The sequence below is a fragment of the Dermabacter sp. HMSC06F07 genome (assembly GCF_001807345.1).
In the GTDB taxonomy this organism is placed as follows: domain Bacteria; phylum Actinomycetota; class Actinomycetes; order Actinomycetales; family Dermabacteraceae; genus Dermabacter; species Dermabacter hominis.
In genome coordinates this window covers 352,565-374,226 of the sequence record NZ_KV788588.1, presented here as the reverse complement: position 1 = coordinate 374,226, position 21,662 = coordinate 352,565, and the positions used below count along the sequence as shown (strand labels likewise).

Sequence of the window (21,662 nt, the reverse complement as noted above, 5' to 3'; positions counted from 1 at the left end):
GCACTACTCGGCGATGATGGTCGCGCGCCAGCTCACCATCGTCCCCGGGTCGAGGCTGTAAAAATCAACCCAGCCGAGGTGGCGCCGCGCGCGTGCACCCATGTTCGCGAGCCCCGAGCGGCGCGTGATACTGGGATCGATGCCGCGCCCGTTGTCGCTCACGTTCACCTGGATGACCGTATCCACGCCCTCTTTGAAGAGCGTGATGCTCACGGAGACCGCGCTCGCGTGCGCGTGGCGCGCAACGTTTGCCAGGCACTCCTTCACGACCGCGACGACATCTTCTTTAAGTTCGCCCTCGATCGCGTCGAGCTCGGCGACCGGTGCCTGAAGGTGCAGCGACGGCACAAAGCCGAGGCCTGCGATCGCGAGCCCGCACTCGTGGCGAAGGCGCTGAGAGAGCGTCACCTCGACTGTCTCATTCCGCAGCGACTGGACGATCCCGCGGATTTCCGCGATCGAACGCTCGATGCCCGCGACGGAATCCTTAAGGCTCGTTGCGACCGGCCCGTCGTCTGAGTATTCAGGAAAACGCGAGGCTTGCGACATCACGGTCTCGAGCTGCATGCCCACACCGAAAAGCTCTTGGATGGCGAGATCGTGAAGGTCGCGGGCGATGCGGTTTCGCTCGTTATTGAGGTCATCCTCGATGGCGCTGCGCCCCGTTGACCCATTGAGCGCGAACGAAAAGAGAGAGGCGAGCGAAGCGGCGCTCACGTTCTCGGCGTCGGTAAAAGCTGCGGTGGCGTCGGAGTCCTCGCCCGCGAACCGGACGGCGATGAGTAATCCGCGCCTTGCGGCGCCCGCATCGATCGGAAACGCCACGAGTGCGCTCGTCGATCCCTCGGGAGCCGGGAGGTCCTCGTCGGCAAGAGCGCGCGTGAGGTCACCCCACGTGAGAGTCGCGAGTGCCTCCTGTGAGTCGTGATCGAGTACGAAAGGCAGGGGCGCCGAATCGGCTGCTTCCGATGAGTGGGAGACGGACGCTCCGAGGAGTTCCGCTTGATACCGCCCCCGAACAAGCTCGCACACCCACGTCGAATCGTTCAGGGGGAGAAGCACGAGGAGCGAGTCGGGCGAAAGAATCTCGAACGTGGAATCGGCCAAGAGGTCGAGGATATCGTCGGGGTCCTCGGCATTGAGGACCGCCGCTGTCAGCTCACTGATTTTCGTGGCGTTCGACATGGGCGCTCCCTTCGTGAGTCGTGTGGGCGTCGAGGTCGAGCACCGCCGCTCCCGATTCCTTGAAGCGCTGATCGTGCGTAATCACGATGACGGTCGCATCGGCCGCGAAGAACGCGCCAGGGGTCAGAATACCGTCCATGAGCTCGGCCGCCAGGTCAAGGTTGAGGTGTTCGGTAGGTTCATCGAGGATCGTCACGGGAGCGCCGTGCGCGATCGCGCGGGCGAGAAGAAGCCTTCGCCGCTCGCCACCGGAGACGTCCTCGCCGCCACTGCCAAGGATTGTATCGAGCCCCGAAGCGAACCCCGAAGCCCATGGACCGAGGCCCGCGAGGTCGAGGGCGCGATGGATTTCTGCGTCGGTGAGATCGCCGCGCACAACACGAATATTCTCGCGAAGGCTCGTCGCAAACACGTGCGCGTCTTCGGCGTAAAACGACACACGTGAGGCGAGCGCGGCCGGAGTGAATGACGTGAGGGGAGCATCGCCATACAGAACTCGCCCGCTCAGCGGGGTGAGGAGCCCCGCAAGGGTCAGGCCAAGAGTCGACTTTCCGCGGCCCGAAGCGCCGTACACGAGCGTGCGACTTCCCGGGGCAAAGCTCAGGTCAAGCCCGTGTGCGAGTGGATGCTCGGCACTCCAGCCCGTCGTCAGTCCAGATGCACTCATTACTGCGGGGGAGGGGCGTTCAGCGCGTGCGGGTGCGGGGGCGACTTCGTGAGAGGCGAGCCCGACGGCTCGGCGGCCTTCGATCGCCGACTGCGCGTCTTCTGTCGCAGCGCGCAGAGCGTCGCGCACGCTCGAGCCTGCCCGAGTGTCGAACGCTGAAGCGATCGGGGCGTTGCCTGGATCGAGTTCGTGGAGGCGTTCAGCGGCGACGATCGAGCGTGCGCGCTGACTGGCTGCTTGCGGGAGAACAGATGCCGCTTCAAAGCTCGACAACGGGGCGAGAATGATGACGCCGATGATGCCCGCCGTGTGGCCCATGAGGCCGCCAAGCAACCCCGTGGTTTCGAGGTTGTAGACGGCGCCCGCGGCGAGAATCGAGCCGAGAAGCGCGGGGATCATAGCGATCTGGGTGCTGCTACGTGCGAACGCCGAGGGCACGGCCGCTTTGTCGAGGGCCGCATCAAACTGTTCCTGAGCGGCGTCCAGGTCAGCGAGGGTGCTGCTCCACTGCCCCTTTACTCGAAGGACATCAGCGTTGTCGAGGGCAAAAAGTGAGAGTGTATTGAGACGCGAGCGGGCCTCGACGAGTTCGCGCTCCGCCACGAGCGCCGCCTTGAAGGCGAAGAACGGGGCGATGATCGTCGCGAAGGCGAGGCCCACAAGCATGGCGAGTGCCGCAATCGGCGAGAACGGGGCGATGGTCGCAAGGATCGCGACCGCCATGACGAGCGCGACGAGGGCAGGCACCACGGCACGAATGACATCGTTCGCCATGTCTTCGGCGTCATCGCCGATACGCGCGAGTAGATCGCCGCGTTTGAGTCGCCCCGCGAGGGGTGAGGGGGCGCTCGCAAGCCCCGCGTACATGTTGGTACGCAGGCGCGCGACGCCGGTGAGGGCGGCATCGTGCGTGAGCAGGCGCTCGAAATACCGAAAGACGCCGCGGGAGATGCCAAGAGCACGCACGGACACGACGGCAACGGAAAGGTCGAGAACTGGCGGCATCGTCCACGACTTCGCAATGAGGTAGCCCGACACAACCGCGAGGGCAAAGGCGCTCGCGAGTGTCGCTGCACCTGCGGCGACCGCTGATGTGAGCTGACGCGGGGCGATCTCCATGAGCTCATGCATGCGCGAAAGAGCGCGCGACGATATTTTCACGGGACGGACACCTCCGCGGCATGCACATCGATCACCTGGTCGGCGACATCGAGGAGAGCCTGCCTATGAGCGGTCACGAGAACGCTCGAACCCTGTTCGCGCAGCGTCTCGAGCAGGCGAACGATCATCGCCTCGCTCGCCCCGTCGAGGTGCGAAGTGGGTTCGTCGAGAATAACGAGTGGTTTCGCCTCGAGGAGGGCGGTTGTGAGGGCGACGCGCTGGCGCTGACCGACGGAAAGCCCGGTTCCACCGCGGCCAAGTTCGACGTCCCAGCCGTGAACATCCGCGACGTGTGTGTCGAGACCGGTCGCACGTGACGCCCTCGTAATGAGGGCGTGTGCCTCTTCGGTTCCCGGGGCAATCCCCGCGGGAAGGGACTCGTGGAGGATCTCGCGCAGGGTGCCAGGGCCCACGACGGGTCGCTGAGGCAGCCACGCGATCTGCGCCCAGAGGCTTTCTCGATCGATCTCGCTGATGGCAATACCGTTGCCTTCCTCAGTGCGAAGCAGGACGCTGCCCGTGGTCGGCGTGAGGAGCCCGAGGATGGCGGCGATCGTCGTCGATTTTCCCTCGCCACTCGCGCCGCGAAGGGCAGTGATCTGGCCGGGTGGGATGACGTCAGTGAGGTGGGCAGGCGCGAGACGGTCGCGCCCCGCAACGCTCAGATCACGCAGGACAATGCTCGTGCGTGATAGCGAGGGGGCAGCGGGGCGGGTGGCCTCGTCACCGGTTTCCACTTTGCCTGCAGCTGCGGGGGCATTGAGGATCTCGAAGGCGGCGTCGACGGCCGCAAGGCCATCTGTTGAGGCGTGAAACTGCTGGCCCACGAGGCGCAAGGGGAGATACACCTCGGCGGCGAGGACGAGCACGGCGATTGCCGGGAAAAGCTCCATTGCGCCGCCCACGAGGCGCAAACCGATGGAGACGGCGATGAGCGCGACGCCTAGGGTAGCGATGAGTTCGAGAGCAAAGCTCGAAAGGAACGCCCACGCAAGCGTCGTCATTGCGGACTTCTTGTGTCGCGCGCCGAGGTCCGCGACGATGCGCTCGGACCCCTGTGCGCGGCCGAGCGCACGTAGCGTCGGGAGCCCCTCGACCAGATCGAGAGTCTCGGCCCACAGCGTGCGCATGGTCGCGAGAGAGCGGGCCGAGGAGCCTTCAGTCATTTTCCCGATGAGGATCATGAAGATGGGGATGAGCGGAAGGGCGATACACGCGACGATCGCACTGGTGAGATCCCATACTGCGATCGCGGTCAGTGCGAGTGGGGTGACCGTCGCTGAAAGTGCAAGCTGCGGGACGTACCCCGTGAGGTAGGGGCGGAGGTTTTCGAGCCCCGCGGTGGCGAGTGCGGCTGTCGAGGCGGCTTCGCCGGCGCGTCCGCGCGGGCCGAGACGCGCGTTCGTCTCGACGACGGCCCGCCTCAGTTCCCCGATCGTTTCGGTCGCTGCACGGTGGCCCGTGGCTTGCGTGTACCACACGGCGCTTGCACGAATCACAAGCGCGATCGCGAGCACGACAAGTGGGAGGGGGTTTTCGTGCGGCCATGTTCGGTTGGCGAGGAGATCCGCGCCGAGCGAGGCGACGCACCATGCGGTCGTGATTGCGCAAACAGCCTCCACGAGGCCCAAGACAACCGTGCGGATCACGTGCGCGCGAGCGCTGTGAACGTGACGGAGGAGTCTCGGATCAAGTGGAGGCTGTCGCTTTGCCAAAGGTGCTTTAGCTTTCCGTGTCGAAGGCTTCGCGGTAGCCCTCTTTCGCCTTTCGCGCGAGGTTCGCCGCGTGGGCGGACGGGAAGCCCTCGCCCGTAACGCGAGCGCGGAAGACCCAGTAGGCCCAAGCCTGGTAGGCGAGAACGATCGGGAGCAAAATGACGGTCGCGATCGTCATGACCCGAAGAGTGTACTCGGTGCTCGAGGCGTTCATGACGGTCAGCGAGAGAGCCGGATCATTGGCGGCGGGGAGCACGTTCGGGAAGATCGCGCCGAAGGCCATGATAGTGGCGAAGCCGATAGCGACCGACGTCGAAGCGAACGCGAGGCCCTCGCGCCCTGCGCGGTTCAGCACAAACGCACCGATAAGGGCGAGCGCTGCGATGACGAGCGGGATCCACGTCCAGGCGTTGTTCGAGTAGGCGAGCTGGGCCCACAGGACCCACGCTGCCGCTGCGACGATGGTCGGGATGGCGATGACGCCCGCGAGCTTGTTCGCGTCGTGTCGAACCTCGCCCGTGGTGCGAAGCGCGAGGAACAGCGTGCCGTGCAGCCAGAAGAGGAGCACGAACACCACACCTGCGAGAAGCGCGAACGGGTTCAGGAGATCAAAGAGCGAATCAGTGACGACGCTCTTGCCGCCGGCATTCGCCTCCATGTTGACGCCACGCACGATGTTGCCCACGGCCACGCCCCAAATGAGCGCGGGCACGAGGCCACCGATGAAGTGGCAGATGTCCCACGCGAACTTCCACGACGCGCTCTCAACCTTATTGCGGTACTTGAACGCGCAGACGCGAACGATGAGGGCCACGAGAATGATGATGAGCGCGAGGTAGAAGCCCGAGAACATCGTCGCGTACCACTCCGGGAACGCGGCAAACAGCGCGCCACCACCCACGAGGATCCACACCTCGTTGGCGTCCCACACGGGACCAATAGTCGTGATGATCTGATTCTTCCGCTTCTCCTCGCCCTTGCCGAGCGCGAAGACGTTCATGCCCACGCCGAAGTCGAAGCCCTCGAGAATGAAGTAGCCGAGGAACAGCACTGCGACGAGAATGAACCACAGGGTCTGTAGGAACGTTGCTTCCATGATTGTCTACTCCTTTCTCTCAGTAGCCGAAGCTGATGGTCGGGGTATCGATCTCAGCGGGAGCTGCACTCGCCTTCGCGGAGAGCGAGCGCGGAGCCTTGATGTCCTTGCGGGCCTGGTTGCGCATGAGGTAGTACCACACGACCGCAAGCACGCCGTACAGAAGCGTGAAGACCACGAGCGAAACGATTACCTGCCAGCCTTCGTGGCCGGAGACGCCCTGCATCGTGAGCAGCCGTACGAGCGGGTCGCCGGTGGGGGACGGTGCGACGATCCACGGCTGGCGGCCCATCTCGGTGAAGATCCAGCCGAAGGCGTTGGCGATGAACGGCATGGGGATCGCAAACAGGGCAAAGCGCGCAAACCAGGTCGAGCCCGAGGTGCGTGCCTTCTCGCCCTTGCCACGCGTGACCCAGAAAGCCCAGACGGCAAGGATGCCCGAGAAGATCGCGAAGCCGATCATGAGACGGAAGGACCAGTAGGTGACGAAGAGGTTCGGGCGGTAGTCGACGTCGACGGTCTTGCCGCTCGCATCGACGGCCGTGGCACCGAACTTTTCTTTGTATTCAGCGTTGAGCTCAGTCACGCCCTTGAGCGTTGCGTTTGGGTCATTCGTCGCGAGGATCGAGGTCACGTACGGGATTTCGATGATGTGCGAGATGTCGGTGCAGTCCTGAGAGAACGCGCGGGGACCCGCGACCGAGAGGATCGAGAAGCTCGCGCCCGTTTCGGTGTGGCACAGGGCCTCCGCCGAGGCCATCTTCATGGGCTGCTGCTCGAACATGAGCTTGCCCTGGAAGTCGCCCGATGCCAGGAGACCGACGGCGGACAGCACCATGACGAGGACTCCGAAGCGGGTTGCCGGACGCCAGACGTTCTTCGCGAGATGGCCGGCAGCGGCCTGTTCCTCGCCCGAGAGGGTCTGGTCCTCGGCGCGCTTGTGGTTTTTCACCATGTGCCATGCGGCAATGCCGGTGACAAAGCAGCCGGCCACGAGCCATGCGCCAGCAATCACGTGAGGGAAGGCCGCGAGAGTCGTGACGTTCGTCAGGAGCGCGAAAATGCCGCCCTGCGAGGGGTCGAGCTCCGCACGGCCGGTTTCAGGGTTGAACACTGCAGCGACGGGGTGCTGCATGAACGAGTTCGCGGCAATGATGAAGTACGCCGAAAGAGTTGTGCCAATTGCCACCATCCAGATCGTGAGGAGGTGCAGGCCCTTCGGGAGGCGGTTCCAGCCGAAGATCCACAGGCCGAGGAAGGTTGACTCCATGAAGAAGGCGGCGAGGCCTTCGAGCGCGAGCGGCGCTCCGAAGATGTCGCCCATGAAGCGGGAGTACTCAGACCAGTTCAGGCCAAACTGGAACTCCTGGACGATACCGGTCGCGATACCGATGCCGAAGTTCACGATGAGCATTGAGCCAAAGAATTTCGTGATGCGCGTCCACGAATCGGCCTTCACGGGGTCTTTTGCGCGTACAGCGATCGTTTGCATGATCGCGACGAGCAGCGAAAGACCGATCGTGAGCGGCACGAAAATGAAGTGGTAGACGGTCGTGATACCGAACTGCCACCGCGCGAGATCGAGCGCGTCCATGGGCGTCCTTTTCTAGAGAGGGACAGGGTGGTTCACCCTCAGGTTAGAAACCTCGAGGGTGCATGGTCGGGACCTTGGGCCCGGCTTTGCTGATTGCCATTCTACGCCCCTAAGGCGTTTCTGGCCTGCGGTTTTTGCGTGTCGCCCCCATTGTTTTATGCAATGGGCGCCTCGCGAAAAGTACGCTGCCGCGGCTGGTGCGCCGCTGGTTGCGGGGCTATTGCTGCGCCGCGCCGCCGTTCGAGAGGCGTCCGACGGCTGCCTACCTGCGAGCGATTCGTGTCATCGTGTGCGATACTTGGAGTGATGTTTGCGCCGACGCATCCGGCGTAAAGGATCCCCCGCTATCCGGTTGTCGCTCCGGCCACGCTTTGGCCGTGACGCAAGGCTTCGGGTGTCGCAGCGCTCGTGAAGAGCAGCGCGAAGGGGGAGGGTTAATTCGGCTTCCGCCCACGGGCGATGACATATGGCGGCTCCAGGATGCGCTGGGCCGCCCTAGAACGGAGCAGCCACATGGCTGAAGTGGATTCCTATAACGAATCGTCGAGTAGTCAGGGCGCCTCGCGCCCGCGCCGTCGTGTCCGACGCGCCGCAGGAGCGCCCGCAGGGGCGCCTTCTGTCGCTCCGGAGCACACGGCTCCTTCCTCGAGTGCGCACACGAGCGTTGCCGCTCAAGGCAGTGCCGTCGTGAGCGACGCCAAGCCCCTCAATCTTCGTGAGCGTCGGCTCGCCGAGCGGGCTGCCAAGAAAGAGGCAGAGAAGGCAGGGAGGTCGGCAACAAGTATTCCCGCGAGCGATGCCGCACGTTCTGATTCGCCTGAGCCGGCCGCCCAAAGCTCAGTCGCGGAAAACGAGAGTGAGCCCGCAGCCTTCGATGAGGGGCGTACGGACCATGAAGAGAGTGCGTCGAGCGAGGCATCCGAATCCGCACCTGGCACTGACTCGCGAGAAACTGACGACCGCGAAGAAGGCTCCTCCGGGGCTCACGACATTTCGAGTGATCTCAAGGCCCTCGCCGACTCTCGTCAGAGCGTCGAGGTAGCCGAAGAGCCGTCGACCCCCGACATGCACGGCTTTGCCTCGCTTCTCTTCCAGGCCCCCACCCCGACCTCGGAACAGCGCGTGACCGCGAGCGATATCGACGATAGCGAAGAGGCCAGCGATCCGTTCGCCGAAGCCTCCGTTGACATTACTTTTGGCGCTCCCGATCTCGAAGCCGCACGTCGTGCAGCTATCGAGCGTGCCGAGCGCGAGTCGCGCGAGGCTGCCCGCACTGAACGCAGCGCGAAGAAAAAGGGCTCCGATTCGGAATCCGCGAGCGAAGATGATGCGGAGACGGGCGCAAGCGACACCGAAAAGTCCGAAGAATCCGACGGTGAAGGCACGCAGCGAAGCTCGCGCCGACGTCGCCGCCGTGGCGGACGCGGCCGTCGCGGTCGCGGAAGCAAGAGTGAGGACGACTCGCCCCAGGACGAGAATGGCGAAGAGGAGCCCAAGGACGCCACCGATCGCGACTCGTCGACCGATGCGGATGACAGCGATGACGAGGGCGGCACGTCGAGCCGTCGCCGCCGTCGCCGCCGCCGCACGGGCAGCTCAGGCGGCTCTGATGAGCCCCACCCCGACGATCCGCCGAACACCGTCGTCAGGGTTCGCGAGGCGCGGGACGAAGTCAAGGCTGTCAAAGGCTCGACTCGCCTGGAAGCGAAGAAGCAGCGCCGTCGCGAGGGCCGCGAATCCGGCCGTAGGCGCCACTCGATTACCGAGTCGGAGTTCCTCGCTCGCCGCGAGTCCGTCAAGCGCACGATGATCGTGCGCGAACGACCGGGCCGTACCCAGATCGTGGTGCTCGAAGACAACATCCTCGTCGAGCACTACGTGGCGCAGAAATCGCACACGTCGATGGTGGGCAACGTCTACCTCGGTAAGGTCCAAAACGTTCTCCCGTCGATGGAAGCCGCCTTCGTTGATATCGGTCGCGGCCGCAACGCCGTGCTCTACGCCGGCGAGGTCAATTGGGATGCCGCTGGCCTCGAGGGGCAGCCGCGCCGCATCGAATCCGCTCTCAAGGCGGGCGATCCCGTGCTCGTCCAGGTGACAAAGGATCCAATCGGCCACAAGGGCGCGCGCCTGACGAGCCAGATCTCTCTGCCTGGACGATACCTCGTTTACGTTCCGGGTGGATCGATGACCGGCATTAGCCGCAAGCTTCCCGACAAGGAGCGTGCGCGCCTCAAGAAGATCCTCAAGTCGATCGTTCCGGCGGAAGCGGGCGTTATCGTGCGCACCGCGGCTGAAGGCGCGAGCGAAGACGAACTCAAGCGTGACGTCGAGCGACTCCAGAAGCAGTGGGAGAAGATCGAAAAAGCGAGCGCCAAGGGCAAGAATGCCCCGACCGCGCTCTCAACCGAACCGGATCTCGCGATCAAGGTCGTGCGTGACATCTTCAATGAAGATTTCACGTCGCTCATCGTCGAAGGCGAAAGCGTCTACAGGGAGCTGCACGAATACATCAGCGAGGTCGCCCCCGATCTTCTCGAGCGAGTCACGAAACACGTGGGGGAGAAGGATTCCTTCGCCAAATATCGCGTGGACGAGCAGCTCATGAAGGCGATGGATCGCAAGGTCTACCTGCCCTCCGGTGGTTCGCTCGTCATCGATCGCACCGAGGCCATGACCGTCGTTGACGTCAACACGGGCAAGTTCACGGGAACTGGCGGTTCGCTCGAAGAAACCGTGACCCGTAACAACCTCGAGGCGGCCGAGGAGATCGTTCGCCAACTTCGCCTTCGCGACATCGGCGGCATTATCGTGGTGGACTTCATCGATATGGTCCTCGAAGCCAATCGCGATCTTGTGCTGCGCCGCATGATCGAGTGCCTCTCGCGTGACCGCACCAAGCATCAGGTCGCGGAAGTCACGAGCCTTGGGCTCGTGCAGATGACCCGCAAGCGCGTGGGCGCGGGCCTCGTTGAAACGTTCTCGACCATGTGTGAAGCCTGCAATGGGCGTGGCATTCAAATCGATCTCGACGGCCAGCATCATCACGAGCCGCCCGCCTTCGACGATGAGCCCAAGAAGTCGCGCAGGCGCTCCAAGAAGTCGCGCAACTCAGACGGCGATTCGAATAAGTCGGCGAAGCGAGAGTCAAAGGGGCAGTCCGCCGAGGAGAAAGCCGCCTCGGCGAAAGACGCCGTGCAGGATCTCGTCGATTCAAAGAATGCTTCGGACGTTCACAGGCTTGAAGACAACGAGGCTTCGCGTGCCCTCGCGCGCGCAACGATTGCCTCGATTGCCGCGGCGAGCACCGGCCATTCGGCCCCCGAGGTGACTGTCGACGGTCAGGTCATCGCGCCGGCTGAGGTTGGCGAACCCGTTGAATCAGCGGAGCGGCCCACGACTGCCGAGGCCCCCGTGGGCGCCTCCACTGAGACCGAGGACACTGCCGTGGGTCACAGCGGGGACTCGCAGGGCGAGTGACGTGATGAGTTCCACAGGATTGTCGAGCGTTTTCGCAGGTCGCGATGCCTGCAACGGTTGATTCTGGGGAATGCATTTCGTAAGCTATACGTCGGTGCATTTCGTGCCGTAGACTTTTCCCTCCCGCAGCGGTTCTCGCGGTCGCGCTTTCGGCAGTGACCGTAAAGCCTCAACTGGTGGCCCGCGCGGTTTGAGGGAAAACACCCAGCATAATTGTCAGCAACGAGAAAAGAGCAGTGACGTGGTGTACGCAATCGTCCGCGCAGGCGGTCGTCAGGAGAAGGTGTCGGTTGGTGACACCATCGTGATCAACCGCGTGGCCGGCGAGGCGGGCGACACCGTAGAGTTCGCTCCCGTCCTCCTGGTTGACGGTGACAAGGTGACCTCCGCGAAGGAAGACCTCGAGAAGGTCACCGTGACCGCTGAGAAGATCGAAGACTTCCGCGGTTCCAAGGTTCGCATCCTCAAGTTTAAGAACAAGACCGGCTACACGAAGCGCCAGGGCCACCGTCAGGAACTGACTCGGCTCAAGGTCACGAAGATCGCCTGAGCGATCTCAAATATCGAGAGAAGGTACTGACTCATGGCATCAAAGAAGGGCGTTAGCTCCTCGAAGAACGGCCGCGACTCGAACGCTCAGCGCCTCGGCGTGAAGCGCTTCGCGGGCCAGGAAGTTGGCGCGGGCGAGATCATCGTTCGCCAGCGCGGCACCCGCTTCCACCCGGGCCAGGGCGTTGGCCGTGGCGGCGACGACACGCTTTTCGCTCTCACCGAGGGCGTCGTCGAGTTCGCGCGTAAGCGCGACCGTAACGTGGTGAACGTGGTGGCCTCGGCCTGAGGCTGGCCCACTTTCACAGGTGAGGCGGGGAAGTGCCCAGCGGGGCCCTTCCCCGCCTCACGTTTAACCTCCCTGCACTCCAGAGCGGATCAGCTTAGGCTGGTGCCAAGAGCGCTCTTCGCGCATCCGCTCGCGTCGAAAGGCCACCATGGCAACCTTCATTGACCGCGCTGTTCTCCACATCACCGGCGGTGATGGTGGCAATGGCTGCGCCTCGATCAAGCGTGAAAAGTTCAAGCCTCTCGCGGGGCCCGACGGCGCCAACGGAGGCGACGGCGGCAACGTCATCCTCGAGGTCTCGCGCAATGTCACGACGCTCATGGACTTTCACCACCTCCCTCACCGTCGCGCCGAGTCGGGCGGATTTGGGAAGGGAGACTTCCGCGAGGGGACGAAAGGCGCGGATCTCGTGCTCCAGGTCCCCGAAGGTACCGTCGTGCGCGACAAGGAAGGAAACTTCCTCGCGGACCTCGTCGGCGAAGGTACGCGGTTCGTTGCGGCGCGTGGCGGTAAAGGCGGCCTCGGAAACGCAGCCCTCGCGAGTTCGAAGCGCAAGGCGCCCGGCTTTGCTCTCCTAGGCGAACCAGGTGAGGAACGTTCCCTCGTTCTCGAGATGAAGTCCATCGCCGACGTCGCCCTCGTGGGCTTCCCGAGCGCGGGTAAAAGTTCGCTCATTGCCGCGATGAGTGCGGCGCGCCCGAAGATTGCGGATTACCCGTTCACGACTCTCACCCCGAATCTCGGGGTGGTTGAGCAAGAGCAGTTCCGCTTCACGATGGCTGACGTTCCCGGGCTCATCCCCGGCGCGTCCGAAGGCAAGGGGCTCGGCCTCGACTTTCTTCGGCATATCGAGCGTTGTCACGTGATCGTCCACGTGCTCGACGCCGCGACGATGGAAGCGGAGCGCAATCCGGTCCACGATCTCGAGCTCATCGAAAACGAGCTGCGTACGTACGCTGAACGGCTCGATTCTGAGTCGAGTCGGCTTGGCCTCCCGCCCCTCATGGAGCGCCCGACGGTCATCGTGCTCAACAAAGTTGATATGCCGGACGGCTCAGACATGGCCGATATGGTGCGCGAAGAGCTCAAGGAGGGTGGTGTTCCCGTTCTCGAAGTGTCCGCCCTGACCCGCGCGGGTCTTCGCGAGCTTGCGCTGACCCTCGGAGCCCTCGTGGAGCGCCAGCGCCTCGAAAATCCCGACCCCGAGCGCGACGAGCGCCCCACGATCGCGATTACCCCCGAGGACCAGGATTCGGGTGGGTTTACGATCACCCCGGAGGAGTTCGAGGGGCAGCGCGTGTACCGCATCCGCGGTGACAAACCCGAGCGATGGGTGCGTCAGACGGCCTTCGCAAATGACGAGGCTGTGGGGTACCTCGCCGACCGTCTCAATCGCCTCGGTATCGAGGACGAACTCTTCAAGAAGGGCGCGAAAGCCGGAGACACGGTCGTGATCGGCCCAGGAGATGACGCGGTGGTGTTTGATTGGGAGCCGACCATGGTCACAGGTGCGGAATTCCTCGGCCAGCGCGGTACAGACATGCGGCTCGAGGAGCGTACCCGCCCGACGCGTCAGGAAAAGCGCGAGGTGCGCCGCGTGCGTGTAAAGGAACGCATGGACCGCATCAGTGCAATGGAGGCGGAACGTCAAGCAGGGCACTGGTCCGATCCTTCGAAAGACGACTAATGACGCGAATCGACAAGGTACGTATCGGGCACGGTGTTCACGACCCCGCACGGCTCGATACGCGAGCCTCTCTCACGCGCGCACAGCGCATCGTGGTGAAAATCGGTTCGAGTTCGCTCACGCTTCCAAGCGGTGACCTCAACCGCAACGCGATTTGGGCACTGGCCTCGAGCGTGTCGCGCCTCGTTCACGAGGGGCGCGAGGTCGTCATTGTCAGCTCGGGCGCGATCGCCGCGGCGCTTCGCCCGATGGGGTTTAACGCGCGACCCGAGTCGATCACCGATAGCCAGGCGCTCGCTTCGGTCGGGCAAGGCATGCTCATTCGTGAATGGTCGCAGGCCTTCGGCATGAGCAACGTGCTCGTGGGGCAGGTGTTGCTCACCGAGGACGACATGGTTCACCCCGAGAAATATAGGAACGTGCGGGCATCGCTCAACGCACTGCTCGCCGCAGGGGCGGTCCCCATCGTCAATGAGAACGACACGGTCGCCACTCGCGAGATCCACTTCGGCGACAACGACCGCCTCGCGAGCCTCGTCGCGCAAGTGACGGGAGCCGACCTCCTCGTTCTTCTCACCGATGTCGATGGCCTTTTCACACGCCCGCCTAAGGAACCAGGGGCCGAGAGAATCGCCTGCGTGAAGGATGCGGCGAAACTCGAAGGGGTCGAAATCGGCTCACGCGGGTCAACCGTCGGAACCGGTGGGATGGTGACGAAGCTTTCCGCCGCGCATGACGCCACCATTACGGGAACCGCGTGCGTTCTCACTCTCCCCGCGAGATTCGATGCCGTTCTCGCAGGTGAAGATTTCGGCACGTTCTTTCCGGCGCGCACCACGGGCCGCAGGCGTTCTCGACTCATGTGGCTCACGTATGCGAGTCGCGGGGAGGGCACCCTTGTGCTCGACGAAGGGGCAGTGCACGCGGTTGTCGAGCAGAGGCGTTCGCTTCTTCCCGTGGGGATCACGCGCGTGGAGGGCACCTTCGCGGCCGGATCTCCCGTGGACATCGCTGACGGCTCGGGGCGGGTACGGGCACGCGGGCTCACGTATTTTTCTTCCGACGCTATCTCGCGCATCATGGGGCTCACATCGGAAGAGATTGCCGCGCGCGAAAGCGAGATCGGGGTGCACACGGTTGTGCACAGGGACGATCTCGTGCTGCTGAAATAGACGCTTTGGTGGGAGAAATGCGCTATAAGTGGTGCTCATGAATGAGCAGTCCACGGTGACCGAGAGGGTCCATGACATTGCTGCGCGCGCCAAGCGCGCCCAACGCACGATTGCACGCGAGAATCGCGCGCGAAAGGATTCCCTTCTGCGTGCGATAGCCGCGAAGCTTGACGCGGATTGCGCGCGAATCCTCGAGGCGAATGCCGAGGATCTTGCCCGCGCGGATGAGAGCGGAATCGATCGGGGCCTGAGAGATCGCCTCGCGTTGAACCCGTCTCGCGTGAAGGCGATTGCCGCCCAGGTGCGCGCGACCACCGCCCTTGCCGATCCGGTCGGCGAGGTTGTGCGTGGCGGGGTGCTCGAGAACGGGCTTTCGCTCACCGAAGTTCGCGTTCCGCTCGGGGTGATCGGCATGATCTATGAGGCCAGGCCCAACGTCACCGTTGACGCGGCAGCCCTCGCACTCAAGTCGGGCAATGCCGTCATCCTTCGGGGAGGAAGCGCCGCATCGTCCACGAATCGCGCCCTGGTGGAGTCGATCAGGACCGCGCTCACGAACGAAGGGTTTCCCGCGGAACTCGTGGCCTCCCTCGATGCCCTCGGGCGTGAGGGCGTCAGTGCCCTCATGCGCGCTCGAGGTCTCGTCGATGTCCTCATTCCTCGCGGCGGGGCGGGCCTCATCTCCCGTGTCGTCGAGGAGAGCCTTGTGCCGACGATCGAGACCGGAACGGGAAACACGCACATTTTTGTCGATGAAAGCGCGGATCTGGACCGCGCGATCGCCATCGTGGTCAATGCGAAAACTCAGCGCGTGGGGGTGTGCAATGCGCTCGAAAACCTCCTCGTCCACGAACGCATCGCCCAGGATTTCCTGCCGCGTCTAGCCGAGGCGCTCGCCCCGAAAAACGTGGTGCTGCACGCGGATGCTCGCTCCTATGCGATGCTCCACGGCGGGCCCGCGCGCGTCGTGGAAGCTCGAGAGGAGGACTTCTTCACCGAGTACCTTTCGCTGGACCTCGCTATCAAGGTCGTTGCCGATGTGCACGAAGCGGTGGAGCACATCCGTCTTCACACGAGCGGGCATACCGAATCAATCCTCACTGCCTCGATTGAGAGTGAACGGGCCTTTATCGCGGGACTCGACTCCGCTGTCATCATGGTCAATGCGTCGACGCGCTTTAGCGACGGTGGCGAGTTTGGTTTCGGCGCGGAGATCGGAATCTCCACGCAAAAGTTGCACGCGCGCGGGCCCATGGCCCTGCGTGAGCTCACGAGCACCACGTGGATTGTGCGAGGCGAAGGCCACGTGAGGGGGTGAGCTTCGCGGCGTAACCCTCGCGCGCGGGGCAATGTGTGGAACAATGGCATAGCCCCTCGATGGGATGAACGATTGCGAAAGGTCTGGCATGCACGCTGATTTTCTGATCCTCGCCGAAGAGGCCGCCGCACATTCTCACGGGCCGCACCCCGCCGTGTTCGGCGTCGCGGCGTTTGTGATCCTCATGCTTTTGCTTGTGATCACGTCGCTCTTCAGCGGTCTCCACCAGGAACCGTCCTCGAGCGCGAAGACTGTCGCCGAGGTTGAGCACGAGCACCGCCGCGGCACCTCCCGCTGAGACCTTCCACATGAGCGCAAAGCGCCGGATTGGCGTGATGGGTGGGACTTTTGATCCGATCCATCACGGCCACCTCGTTGCCGCGAGCGAAGTCCAGTCGGTTTTCGGCCTTGACCAGGTGATCTTCGTCCCCACTGGGCGCCCGTGGCAGAAGTCGGATAAGGAGATTTCCGACCCCGAACACCGTTACCTCATGACGGTCGTGGCAACGGCTGCGAACCCGCGCTTTACGGTTTCGCGCGTCGATATCGATCGACCGGGGCAGACCTACACGATCGATACGCTTCGTGACCTTCGCGCGCAATTGCCACACGATGACCTGTTCTTCATTACGGGAGCGGACGCCCTCACGAACATCCTTACGTGGAAGGATTACAGCGAGATTTTTGACCTCGCGCACTTCGTGGGGGTCACGCGCCCCGGCCACGACATCAACACCGATGGCCTCCCGCCAAGCGGGGTGACTCTCATCGAGGTTCCCGCGATGGCGATTTCGTCAACTGACTGCCGCACACGCGTCAAGCGGGGGGTACCGGTGTGGTACCTCGTCCCCGACGGCGTCGTGCAATACATCAACAAATACAAGCTCTATCTAGGAAGTGAGCATGACGGGAACTGAGACGCAGCTTTCCGGTCGTCGGCACGGGCGCCGCGCTCGTGCAGTGAGCGGAGACGAGAACAACACGTCGGCAACTCGCGGCGTGACGGGCGATCTCACGCTTTATGCGCGCCGCACGGCGGTGATCCCTCCGGTCGCAGACGATCAGCTTCCCGAGCTGAAGCACTACACCGGCAAGCGCGCAAAGCGCCGCGCCGACGTCCCCGTGGAGCCCGCGGTTGAGGCCAAGGCTGAAGCGCACGTACCCTCCGAGCCAGTCGCGGCCGTGGAGACCGAAGATGACAAGGCTACGGAGCAGGCCGCGCCTCAGGAGGTTTCGGTAGCTACCCCGGGCCCCCTGAGTGACGATCTTCCCGCGGCTAGCGTCGGAACGAAGAAGGGTTCATGGCCCGGTGCCCGCTTCGGCCGAGAAGCCGTAACCCCTGACGAACCCGCGACTGACGCGTACGAGACCGCGATTTTCGATCCTCAAGAGCTCGACGACGCCGAGGGTGCGGACACTCCCGACGCGAGCGACGCCATCGACGGGGCCGAATGCGCCGAGACCGCACCCGCAGAACCCGTCCTCGAACCCACGGCGCAAGAACCAGCCGAGGCTCGGCAGGCGTCGGCCTGGACCTCCGTACCCGCCGATCCTGAAACGTCGGTGCCGAGCGCTTCCGAGGCTCTCGCACCCAAGCCTGCCGATCCTGAAACTGAACCCGCCCTCGTATACGAGACGAGCGACGGGACACCGCTCTCCGACGCCTCCGAGTGGCTCGAGGTTGGTGACCTTCCCGCCGATCAGGCACCTGAGCCCAAGCCCGCGGCCCGCTTCGACGGGACGGTGCTCGACAAGCCGAGTCGCACCTCCGGTGGAATCGGCATGTGGATCACGTGGTTGCTCGTCGCAGCGATCGCGATTACCCTCGTTGTGCTTCTCATGACGGGCGTGATTGGCCCCGGCATCGCGAAAGCAATCGCCCCCATTCCCGAGACCGTTCCCTATGACCTTTCCGGAGGACTCGCTTCGTGACCGCAACTCAGGAATCCATTGACATGGCCCGCATCGCCGGGCAGGCCGCGGCCGACAAGCTTGCGGGCAACGTGATCGCACTCGACGTGTCTGAGCAGCTCGTCATCACCGACGTGTTCGTCGTGTGCTCGGGTGACTCGGAACGCCAGGTGAACGCGATCGTCAATGGCGTGGAAGAGGAAATGTTCAAAGCGGGCTACAAGCCGAAGCGGCGCGAGGGCGAGAAGGATGCTCGCTGGATCCTTCTCGACTTTACCGACATCGTCGTGCACGTCCAGCACGCGGAGGACCGCGCGTTTTACGCCCTTGAACGCCTGTGGCGTGATGCCCCGGCGATCGACTTGGATCTTGACCTCGGTCCCGATGCGGAGGCGCAGGAGAAGTAATGGCTTCTCGCCTCATCCTCGTTCGTCACGGGCAAACTGACTACAACTATGCCGGCCGCATTCAAGGTGCCTCCGATATCCCCCTCAACGAGGCGGGCCTCGCTCAAGCGCGTGCGGTGGGAGAGTCCCTTGCGAGGGATAAGAGCATCACGGCCGTGTACTCCTCACCGCTTGGGCGTGCGATGGCGACGGCGGAGTCAATCGCGGCGTCTCACGGGTTAGAGGTTTCATCCGACGCTCGCCTGCGCGAACGCGGTTTTGGCGACTGGGAGGGGCTGACCCGCGAGGAGATCGAAAAGGGGTGGCCTCTCGAGTTTGCGCTGTGGCGCGCCGGTGTCTCGAGCGGGCTCGAGAAAGCTCGAGTCGAGCACAGGGCGGATGTCGCGCGCCGGTTCGATGCCGCCTGTCGCGAATTCAGTGATCGACACGAGACCGGCACCGTCGTCGTAGTTGCGCACGGCGCTGCGATTTCTCTTGGCCTGTCCGCGATGATTGGCGCGGGTCTAGGCGATTTTTATGGCCTTGCGAGTATGGGCAACTGCCACCGCGCTGTTGTGGAGGTCAGGCGATCGCGCGAGGGCGCTGGGTGGGTGAGGCTCACATCACTGAACCTCCCGCCGGATTTCGCTGCCGCCCAATGAGCGTGTAATATTGCTGGAGTCGCTACGGCGACGCCCAAAAAATTTGGGGCTATGGCGCAGTTGGTAGCGCGTCTGCATGGCATGCAGAAGGTCACGGGTTCGAATCCCGTTAGCTCCACGTAAGATGAGAAAATCGAAACTTGCCCCGCCTGATGGCGGGGCAGTTTTGTTTCGGCGGTGAGGTGCGCCGGGGCGTTGATGTTGGTGTGGGCGAGGGTGCTGGCGGTGGTCTTGTCGGGTGTGTAGGTGGCGTTCTCATCGTCGTCGATGGTGATGTGAGTGATCACGACGCGGTTGAGGATGCGTCGTTCGGTTGGTTCGCACTGGTTGTAGAGTTCGGCTATCTTGCCCGACGCTTCGTGCGCGCGCATCGCCCGGTCCCCGGCCTTATCAGGCCCGTCGGCGGCGTGATGTAACTCATCAGCCGTGGCCAACGCCACTGCCTCCGCCGGCACGCGGTCGTCGGTGAACGCGGTCGATCGGCGATCAGCATGAGCACGAGACAGCTGGTTCCGGACCTGTCGCAACAGCCGTACTGAATCCGACACTTCACCCAACACCCGGTACGTGTCAGCCGGATCCTCAAACGTGTGAGTCGCGTGCGTCAACCCGGCACCCCCTCATGGGCCCCAGCAGCATCAGCAACCGGATCAACAACCGTCGCCATCCCAAAAGTTCTCTCTTCGCATAAGCGGATTGTCTACGAGGGGGTGCGCTAAGCTGCACGCGGAATACGTCAGTGGTGGCCGTCAGACTGAGGACAGCGCAGAGAGGAGAAGACGTGATCGAGACCGTCAAGGCTCTGCCCAGGCTCATTAAGGACTGGAAGACCAACAGTGATCTGATCTACCAACTCCTCGGATGCTTCGCTGGAGTGCTGACAATTTCCGCGCACGTTCGTGAGCAACGTCCCAGTGACGTTCTCGCAGCCGCTATGAACGCCATTGGAGCTTCGGGCGTCGGAGGATGGTTCGAGTCCGGTCTCCCACCCTTACTTGCCGAGCCGAATGTTGACGCAAGCCGCACCCTCGCGTTCCTCTCAGCATTGGCAGTCCTGACGATGCTGATCAAACCATTCTTCAACGCCAAACGTGACGACTGGCCTATTGATCTTCAGGCCCGAGGTCTCATGGGCTCGCGCGCAGCCGTCACGACATGGGTGTTCCTCATGTTTGCTGCTCAATTCGCGTCCATAGCGTGGGTGGCTGAGTGGGTGCGTTCACAAGCGTATGTTGCTGTGATTGTTGCCGTCGTGGCCGCTTTGCTTCTAGGGCTGGCCTATGTTGCTGCCCGCAGACTCCAGATGCACAGCCTTCTCGATGCGGCAGGAGCCAGATTCGCTCACATGGTGGCGAGCGCAGGCGCAGTCGTGATCATGACGGGTTTCGCCTTGGCGTTCATCGTCATCGGGCCAGTCATAGGCGCCGCATCCTGGCTCTTCACAACAGAGTCTGATGCGTACTCAGATACCAAGCGACGGTTCGCGCAAGAACTCGCCCGTTCGCAGCAGCCAACTGGAGCTATCCGGCTGTCGTCGCAATCAGATGGGTCAGACTTGGTGGCATAGGGGTAGGGCCGCTGCGGTGAAGGCTTTGGCATGTTGTCCGGCGAGGAACCAGGTTTTGGAGTTGGCTTGGATCGCGGCTTGTTCGAGGGCGGCAACGTGGGCGTCGAGATCTTCGAGGACTACCTTAACGATGAGAAGAACACCAAGAAGGGGCGGCCGAAGAACGAGGACCTCGTCGCGAAAATCTCGCGTATTCGCGAGGCAGTTCTTGATGACCTCTGGACTTCGAAGATACACCCCCCAAGTCTGGAAGGTATTGGTGGGAACTATGGCTTCATGGAAGTAGCGCGCGCCTCGCCGACTGGGAGCGCTTCGTAACTGCCCACCAGCTCCAGGCTGGTCGCAGCGAATTCCGTTTTGGAGACCGCCTTGTCGTCTGGGTTGAAGCTTCATGGGTCCAGCTGCAGATCCTCCCGTTCACCTCAGTGCCTCTGACCGAGATCCGACATCCCCAATTCATCGACACAGTGGAAGACATGGGCGCAGGCGAACAGACCGAGTATGTTGAGGACCTCGTCCAACGCGTCACCCATGCTTCGGCAGATGCGCCAGCCGTGTGCCATCTGGACACGGGAGTGCTTCGTGCCCGCACTCTCCTTGAAGGGTCCTTGGCGCCCAGCGACCGTCACTCGATCTTCGGCGGACCAGGAGCCGACGTTCACCCACATGGGCACGGCACCTTGATGGCCAGTCTCGCGTTGTTCGGGAATATCGAACCGCTCCTCACAGGACGGGCTCACGTTGCGCTTCGCCACCGGCTGGAGTTAGTACGGATGCAGCCGGGACCAGGCGAGCAGCGGATCGATCCGCTCGACTACGGAAGGGCGACTGTCGAAGCGGTGTCGCATCCGGAGGTGGCTCGACCAGATCGGCGTCGCACCTTCTGTTTGACACTGAGTATCGATCCCGACGAGCCGGGCGAGCCAACACTGTGGTCCGCATCAGTCGACGCGCTGGCATGCCGACAACGTGACTTGCTGCGGCCGGATGGTTCCACGTCAGAGTTCGAAACCGTTCATCTTCGCGCGGGCCACACGTGTCCGGCGCGAACCTGCCGGGGCACAGCTTTCAGGGCCCCGGCAGTAGCGTAGGCGCCCGCCGCTAGGTCCATTTCGACGTAAAAACCCCAGGTTGCCGGTCCAGGCGCCTGGGGTTTTCCGTTGGACGGGCCGACTTCCTCTAGGTGAGACGCGCAGCACATTGTGCGCTTTCCTCGCTAGGCT

The 21,662-nt window shown here is 63.3% G+C and carries 20 protein-coding genes and 1 tRNA gene; 16 read left to right on the top strand and 5 right to left on the bottom strand.

Annotated features, from left to right (window positions below; genetic code table 11):
- Positions 1–3: 3 nt before the first annotated feature.
- The 5 genes from HMPREF3157_RS08775 to HMPREF3157_RS08755 form a co-directional block, all read right to left on the bottom strand.
- Positions 4–1,185: a sensor histidine kinase gene (locus HMPREF3157_RS08775; RefSeq protein WP_070436131.1), complete on the bottom strand. Its 1,182-nt coding sequence runs from the start codon at positions 1,183–1,185 to the stop codon at positions 4–6.
- The gene (gene cydC / locus HMPREF3157_RS08770; protein ID WP_070436130.1) at positions 1,160–3,013 is read right to left on the bottom strand and encodes a thiol reductant ABC exporter subunit CydC; all 1,854 of its coding nucleotides are present in this window, start codon (positions 3,011–3,013) and stop codon (positions 1,160–1,162) included. Before cydC ends, HMPREF3157_RS08775 begins: the two co-directional genes overlap by 26 nt.
- Positions 3,010–4,662, bottom strand: coding sequence for a thiol reductant ABC exporter subunit CydD (gene cydD / locus HMPREF3157_RS08765; protein WP_083288163.1), 1,653 nt, complete (start codon positions 4,660–4,662; stop codon positions 3,010–3,012). The genes cydC and cydD overlap by 4 nt, the downstream gene beginning before the upstream one ends.
- A 73-nt stretch (positions 4,663–4,735) precedes the next feature.
- Positions 4,736–5,824: a cytochrome d ubiquinol oxidase subunit II gene (cydB, locus tag HMPREF3157_RS08760; RefSeq protein ID WP_070436128.1), complete on the bottom strand. Its 1,089-nt coding sequence runs from the start codon at positions 5,822–5,824 to the stop codon at positions 4,736–4,738.
- A gap of 19 nt (positions 5,825–5,843) precedes the next feature.
- Entirely contained in the window at positions 5,844–7,418 is a 1,575-nt protein-coding gene (locus HMPREF3157_RS08755) for a cytochrome ubiquinol oxidase subunit I (RefSeq protein WP_070436127.1), read from the bottom strand.
- Between the two features lie 513 nt (positions 7,419–7,931).
- On the opposite strand from HMPREF3157_RS08755, the gene HMPREF3157_RS08750 reads away from it, so the two are divergent.
- From HMPREF3157_RS08750 to HMPREF3157_RS10940, 16 genes are all read left to right on the top strand, one after another.
- Positions 7,932–10,898, top strand: coding sequence for an Rne/Rng family ribonuclease (locus HMPREF3157_RS08750; protein ID WP_070436126.1), 2,967 nt, complete (start codon positions 7,932–7,934; stop codon positions 10,896–10,898).
- A 241-nt stretch (positions 10,899–11,139) separates the two neighbouring features.
- Positions 11,140–11,448 (top strand): 50S ribosomal protein L21, encoded by a 309-nt coding sequence (gene rplU, locus HMPREF3157_RS08745; protein WP_016664727.1) that lies wholly within the window; start codon positions 11,140–11,142, stop codon positions 11,446–11,448.
- A gap of 33 nt (positions 11,449–11,481) precedes the next feature.
- Positions 11,482–11,736 carry a 50S ribosomal protein L27 gene (gene rpmA, locus HMPREF3157_RS08740; protein ID WP_034373440.1) on the top strand — a complete coding sequence of 85 codons (255 nt, stop codon included), beginning with the start codon at positions 11,482–11,484 and terminating at the stop codon, positions 11,734–11,736.
- A gap of 148 nt (positions 11,737–11,884) precedes the next feature.
- Complete coding sequence (obgE, locus tag HMPREF3157_RS08735; RefSeq protein WP_070436125.1) at positions 11,885–13,423, top strand: GTPase ObgE; 1,539 nt, start codon at positions 11,885–11,887, stop codon at positions 13,421–13,423.
- On the top strand, positions 13,423–14,595 hold the full coding sequence (proB, locus tag HMPREF3157_RS08730; RefSeq protein WP_070436124.1) for a glutamate 5-kinase: 1,173 nt from the start codon (positions 13,423–13,425) through the stop codon (positions 14,593–14,595). The genes obgE and proB overlap by 1 nt, the downstream gene beginning before the upstream one ends.
- Positions 14,596–14,632: 37 nt before the next feature.
- The gene (locus HMPREF3157_RS08725) at positions 14,633–15,913 is read left to right on the top strand and encodes a glutamate-5-semialdehyde dehydrogenase (protein ID WP_070436276.1); all 1,281 of its coding nucleotides are present in this window, start codon (positions 14,633–14,635) and stop codon (positions 15,911–15,913) included.
- A gap of 88 nt (positions 15,914–16,001) precedes the next feature.
- Positions 16,002–16,211 (top strand): hypothetical protein, encoded by a 210-nt coding sequence (locus HMPREF3157_RS08720; protein WP_070436123.1) that lies wholly within the window; start codon positions 16,002–16,004, stop codon positions 16,209–16,211.
- A 10-nt stretch (positions 16,212–16,221) separates the two neighbouring features.
- Complete coding sequence (gene nadD / locus HMPREF3157_RS08715) at positions 16,222–16,830, top strand: nicotinate-nucleotide adenylyltransferase (RefSeq protein WP_074296568.1); 609 nt, start codon at positions 16,222–16,224, stop codon at positions 16,828–16,830.
- Complete coding sequence (locus HMPREF3157_RS08710; protein WP_070436122.1) at positions 16,817–17,845, top strand: hypothetical protein; 1,029 nt, start codon at positions 16,817–16,819, stop codon at positions 17,843–17,845. Before nadD ends, HMPREF3157_RS08710 begins: the two co-directional genes overlap by 14 nt.
- Positions 17,842–18,231, top strand: coding sequence for a ribosome silencing factor (gene rsfS, locus HMPREF3157_RS08705; protein WP_061211780.1), 390 nt, complete (start codon positions 17,842–17,844; stop codon positions 18,229–18,231). The genes HMPREF3157_RS08710 and rsfS overlap by 4 nt, the downstream gene beginning before the upstream one ends.
- A complete protein-coding gene (locus HMPREF3157_RS08700; protein ID WP_070436121.1) occupies positions 18,231–18,872 on the top strand; it encodes a histidine phosphatase family protein in 642 nt (213 codons plus the stop codon). Before rsfS ends, HMPREF3157_RS08700 begins: the two co-directional genes overlap by 1 nt.
- 45 nt (positions 18,873–18,917) lie before the next feature.
- Positions 18,918–18,990: transfer RNA gene (locus HMPREF3157_RS08695), tRNA-Ala, on the top strand.
- A 22-nt stretch (positions 18,991–19,012) separates the two neighbouring features.
- A complete protein-coding gene (locus tag HMPREF3157_RS08690) occupies positions 19,013–19,288 on the top strand; it encodes a hypothetical protein (RefSeq protein WP_210386285.1) in 276 nt (91 codons plus the stop codon).
- Positions 19,289–19,653: 365 nt separating this feature from the next.
- A complete protein-coding gene (locus HMPREF3157_RS08685) occupies positions 19,654–20,439 on the top strand; it encodes a hypothetical protein (RefSeq protein WP_070436120.1) in 786 nt (261 codons plus the stop codon).
- A 66-nt stretch (positions 20,440–20,505) separates the two neighbouring features.
- A complete protein-coding gene (locus HMPREF3157_RS08680; RefSeq protein WP_141740666.1) occupies positions 20,506–20,757 on the top strand; it encodes a hypothetical protein in 252 nt (83 codons plus the stop codon).
- A 158-nt stretch (positions 20,758–20,915) separates the two neighbouring features.
- On the top strand, positions 20,916–21,530 hold the full coding sequence (locus HMPREF3157_RS10940; protein WP_371440688.1) for a S8 family serine peptidase: 615 nt from the start codon (positions 20,916–20,918) through the stop codon (positions 21,528–21,530).
- The last annotated feature ends 132 nt before the right edge of the window (positions 21,531–21,662 follow it).